Here is a 4687-nt window from a genome sequence, read left to right as displayed (position 1 = left end):
CTTCTTTCTACTGCTGTCAGAAAGAAAGATAACCTTACCATTTTTATATGAAAGAGTAAACCTTTACTGTGCGGGAGTAAATTCCACCACCAAATGTGGTGGTGGAATTTAAAATTTCATTTTTGGAAAAATAGCTATACAGTATAAAACGCTTGACTGTACAATAAAAATGTAGTATATTAGTTCTGTTATTTAGAATTTAGCTTAGGAGGTATTATCGTGGCAACTTTAAAAATTGTTTTATCGGTATTATTTATAATCGTCAGTTTAGTAATTACAATAGTTATTCTTTTCCAGGAGGGTAAGTCAGCAGGACTTGGCACTATCGCCGGAGTTGCTGATACATATTGGGGCAAGAACAAGGGACGTTCAAAGGAAGGACGTCTGGTTAAAGCAACAATTGTATGTGTTGTTCTTTTCTTTATTATATCAATTGTCTTAAATATGGGAATATGGTAAATACTTAGACTGTCGAGAAATCGGCAGTCTTTTTTATCGCATTAACATCCATATGATGAAAAAAGGAGAGATAATGAGCAATATAGATAAATATGAAACACGAAAAAAGATGGTCTATGACTTCATGTGCGATGACATGTATGTTCCAATGAAAATCAAGGAGCTGTGCATAGTACTTGGAGTGAAAAAGGAGGACAGACCGCAGCTTGAGCAGATCCTTTTGGATTTGCAGGCAGAGGGAAGGATAACACTCTCAAAGCGAGGCAAATATTCAAAGTCGGAAATTAAAAAGACAGTCGGCGTATTCACAGCTCATCAAAGGGGCTTTGGCTTTGTTACTGTGGAGGGAGAAAATGATGATATTTTTATCCCGGCTGAGTATGTAAATGGTGCGATGCATATGGACACTGTCGAGATTACAATCTCGCCTGTCACAACAGGACGCCGCAAGGAGGGAAAGGTTGTTTCAATCATTGAGCGTGGTATGAAGCAGATAGTCGCTACCTATGAGGCAAGTGATAATTTTGGCTTTGCAGTGCCCGACAATACCAGATTTGGTACGGATATTTTTATACCAAAGGAGCGCTCAAAAGGGGCTATGTCTGGACACAAGGTTGTAGTTGAAATCACAAGCTATGGGAAAAAGGGCAAAAAGCCGGAGGGCAAGGTAGTTGAAATCATCGGACATATAGATGATCCGGGTACAGATATTCTTTCTATAGTAAGGGCTTATGACCTGCCGGTGGATTTTTCGGAGAAAATCATGCATCAGGTGCAGAATGTGGCAAAGGATGTGACATCTGCGGATATGGCAGGCAGGATGGATTTGCGAGACTGGATGATGGTCACGATAGACGGAGAGGATGCAAAGGATCTGGACGATGCCGTGTCTTTGTACACGGACGGAGAAAACTATGTGCTTGGAGTACACATAGCGGATGTGTCGAACTATGTGCAGGAGCACAGTGCGCTTGATGTGGAGGCACTTAAGAGAGGTACATCGGTTTATCTCGTAGACCGGGTGATTCCAATGCTTCCGAGAGAGCTTTCAAATGGCATCTGCTCCTTGAATGAGGGATGTGACAGGCTTGCTCTTTCATGTATTATGACGATAAATAAAAAGGGTGAGGTCATCGACCATAAGATAGCGCAGACTGTCATAAAGACAAATCGCAGGATGACATACACAAATGTAAAAAAGATTCTTGCAGATAAGGATGCCGCTGTGATTGAAGAATATAAGGAGCTTGTGCCTATGTTTGAAAAAATGGCAGAGCTTGCAGCAATTCTTCGCAAAAAGAGAATGAAACGAGGCTCGATAGACTTTGACTTTCCGGAGACTAAGGTTGTGCTCGATGAAGCAGGCAGGCCGATAGATATAAAGCCGTATGACAGAAATGTGGCAACAAAGCTCATAGAGGATTTCATGCTTATAGCCAATGAAACGGTGGCTGAGGATTATTTTTGGCAGGAAATACCCTTTGTATACAGAACACACGACAAGCCAGACTCAGAAAAAATCGCAAAGCTGTCCACGTTTATCAATAATTTTGGATATACGCTTCATATTGGAACTGATGAGGTACACCCAAAGGAACTTCAGAAGCTTTTGATGAAGGTAGACGGCACAGACGAAGAATCCCTGATAAGCAGGCTGACACTGCGCTCTATGAAACAGGCGCGATATACAACAGCATGTACCGGACATTTTGGACTGGCAGCAAACTATTATTGTCATTTTACATCACCGATCCGCAGATATCCTGATTTACAGATACATCGTATCATCAAGGAAAATATCAGGGGCAGAATGAATGATAACCGCAGAGAGCACTATGAGTCTATACTAGATGCAGTTGCAAAGCAGGCAAGTGAGACCGAACGCCGTGCAGAAGAGGCAGAGCGTGAAACAGTCAAGCTTAAAAAATGCGAGTACATGTCAAATCATATTGGTGAAAGCTTTGAAGGAGTTATATCAGGTGTCACGGAGTGGGGCTTTTTTGTGGAGCTTCCAAATACAGTTGAAGGACTGGTGCGCGTGACAGACCTGACAGATGATTTCTATGAATTTTACGAGGATACCTATGAGCTGGTCGGTTCAGCCACAAATAAGAGATATAAGCTTGGACAAAAAATCAAGGTAGTTGTGGACAGCACTGACAAAATTATGCGTACAATCGATTTTAAATTGGCAGAATAATATAACAATAATGGCAAAAATTTTTCTACTTTAAAAATGCTTATTTGATTGTCTGTTATTATCTGCTGTTATCTGATTATTTGTTATTTATCGTTTGTTGTGCTAAAGATTTATTGAAAAATATGTCATAATATATTATATAGTGTAAATAAAAAGACATGTGAACCAACGGTTCACAATAATTTGCCTTTTAGATATTGGCAATTGTAAAAAAATGTGTTAGTATTGTAAAGCAGTTTGAGGAAAGGAGATACCGACATGGCTAAGGAACCAAAGAAATTAATAGCCAACAACAAAAAGGTCTATCACGATTACTTTTTGCTTGAGAAATACGAAGCCGGTATTTCACTTGCAGGAACTGAGGTGAAGTCACTTCGCATGGGAAAGGGCAGCATAAAGGAGTCTTTTATCCGTATCGAGAACGGTGAGATTATCCTGTATGGCATGCATATTACACCGTATGAGAAGGGGAATATCTTCAACAAGGATCCACTCAGACCTAAAAAGCTTTTACTCCACAAGAAGGAAATCGAGAAGCTTTCATCAAAGATGAAGGAAAAGGGTTTCACAATTGTGCCGGTGGAGGTATACTTTAAGGGGAGCCTGGTCAAAGTAGAGATAGCACTTGCCAAAGGTAAGAAGCTCTACGATAAGAGAGCAGACATAGCCAAGAAGGATCAAAAGCGAGAGGCGCAGAGAGATTTCAAAATCAGAAATCTTGGTTAAAAAATGAATATGGGCTAGTAAAGGTTTCGACGGGGTACATGCAGCTGGAGAAGCGAGTCGTATGGCGATGCGTTAAATGGCCAAATTAAAATTAAACGCTGAAGATAATTTAGCATACGCTGCCTAATGGCAGCAGTCTGACCTAGAGCACTCACACTTTAGGACCCAGGCTTCGACTATGTGAGAAACGACGTTGGCAAAGCTTTGAGCCATCGGGCGTATCATGAAGCTACTGAAACCACAAGGTTGTTTGTTATCGTGTGGCAGAGGGAAGGTTAAATAATAAACTACACTCGTAGAAGGACAGGGAATTGTATTTCGGACACGGGTTCGACTCCCGTCTAGTCCACTAAAAGGAATGCTTGAAATTATTATGTTTTGAGCATTCCTTTTTTCTGAAGTCAGTAAAATCGTTTTTTAAAATCAGCGGAAATGCTGTAAAAATGCGGGATGCAGCGTATTTGAAAAATTAATTTCAAAAAAATGTAAAAAAGTGTTGACAAGTGTGAGATAGGGTGATATTATATCGGAGTCGCTTCGGTGAGGCAACAAAAACGAAACGACAAAACAGCATATCGGGGTGTGGCTCAGCTTGGCTAGAGCGCCTGGTTTGGGACCAGGAGGTCGCAGGTTCGAATCCTGTCACCCCGACTTGTAAACAATTAAATATGCGGGTGTAGTTCAATGGTAGAACACCAGCCTTCCAAGCTGGATACGTGGGTTCGATTCCCATCACCCGCTCTCGTGCAGGGGTATCGAAGTGGTCATAACGAGGCGGTCTTGAAAACCGTTTGTCCGCAAGGGCGCGTGGGTTCGAATCCCACCCCCTGCGCTTCATATAGGGCTATCGCCAAATGGTAAGGCAACGGACTCTGACTCCGTCATTTCAAGGTTCGAATCCTTGTAGCCCTGCTTGATAAAAAACTTAAAAAAGTTGTTGACAAACACTTGAAAGTTTGATATCATATCATTCGTTGTCGCAAGACAACAAAACAAAGAACATTGATAACTGAACAGTGAGAAACCTTGAAAGATTTTGAGAATCAATCAGAACGCTTCAATGAAAATTGAAGACCTTTAAAACAGTAAATTCAGAATTTGTGCGAAAGCGATGAAAACAATCTGCTTGCAGAATTGTTTGAGGAGCTACGGACAGTTGCAAATTTATTTGCAACCTGAATGAACGAATTAGCCAAGTTTAACTTGACTGAGATCAACTTTTTAACATGAGAGTTTGATCCTGGCTCAGGATGAACGCTGGCGGCGTGCTTAACACATGCAAGTCGAACGAAGCACTTTATT

3 protein-coding genes, 4 tRNA genes, 1 rRNA gene and 1 other RNA gene are annotated in these 4687 nt (G+C 41.1%); all 9 read left to right on the top strand.

Annotated features, from left to right (window positions below):
• The first annotated feature begins 219 nt into the window (after positions 1 to 219).
• A complete protein-coding gene (secG, locus tag ACW6PM_RS13570; protein ID WP_055061481.1) occupies positions 220 to 459 on the top strand; it encodes a preprotein translocase subunit SecG in 240 nt (79 codons plus the stop codon).
• 73 nt (positions 460 to 532) lie between these two features.
• Positions 533 to 2659, top strand: a complete 2127-nt coding sequence (gene rnr / locus ACW6PM_RS13565) for a ribonuclease R (protein ID WP_456057469.1) — start codon at positions 533 to 535, stop codon at positions 2657 to 2659.
• Between the two features lie 258 nt (positions 2660 to 2917).
• The gene (smpB, locus tag ACW6PM_RS13560; protein ID WP_012742392.1) at positions 2918 to 3385 is read left to right on the top strand and encodes an SsrA-binding protein SmpB; all 468 of its coding nucleotides are present in this window, start codon (positions 2918 to 2920) and stop codon (positions 3383 to 3385) included.
• Between the two features lie 11 nt (positions 3386 to 3396).
• Positions 3397 to 3737: a transfer-messenger RNA gene (gene ssrA, locus ACW6PM_RS13555) on the top strand.
• 224 nt (positions 3738 to 3961) lie between these two features.
• Positions 3962 to 4036 (top strand) — tRNA-Pro (locus ACW6PM_RS13550).
• A 19-nt stretch (positions 4037 to 4055) separates the two neighbouring features.
• Positions 4056 to 4126: transfer RNA gene (locus ACW6PM_RS13545), tRNA-Gly, on the top strand.
• A 5-nt stretch (positions 4127 to 4131) separates the two neighbouring features.
• A tRNA-Ser gene (locus tag ACW6PM_RS13540) sits at positions 4132 to 4217 on the top strand.
• An 8-nt stretch (positions 4218 to 4225) separates the two neighbouring features.
• A tRNA-Gln gene (locus ACW6PM_RS13535) sits at positions 4226 to 4297 on the top strand.
• Between the two features lie 310 nt (positions 4298 to 4607).
• Positions 4608 to 4687: ribosomal RNA gene (locus ACW6PM_RS13530) — 16S ribosomal RNA — on the top strand; the annotation flags it as partial.

Source organism: Agathobacter sp. (assembly GCF_977054825.1).
Note: the sequence above shows the minus strand (reverse complement) of the source record. Positions and strands in the feature narration are given on the sequence as shown.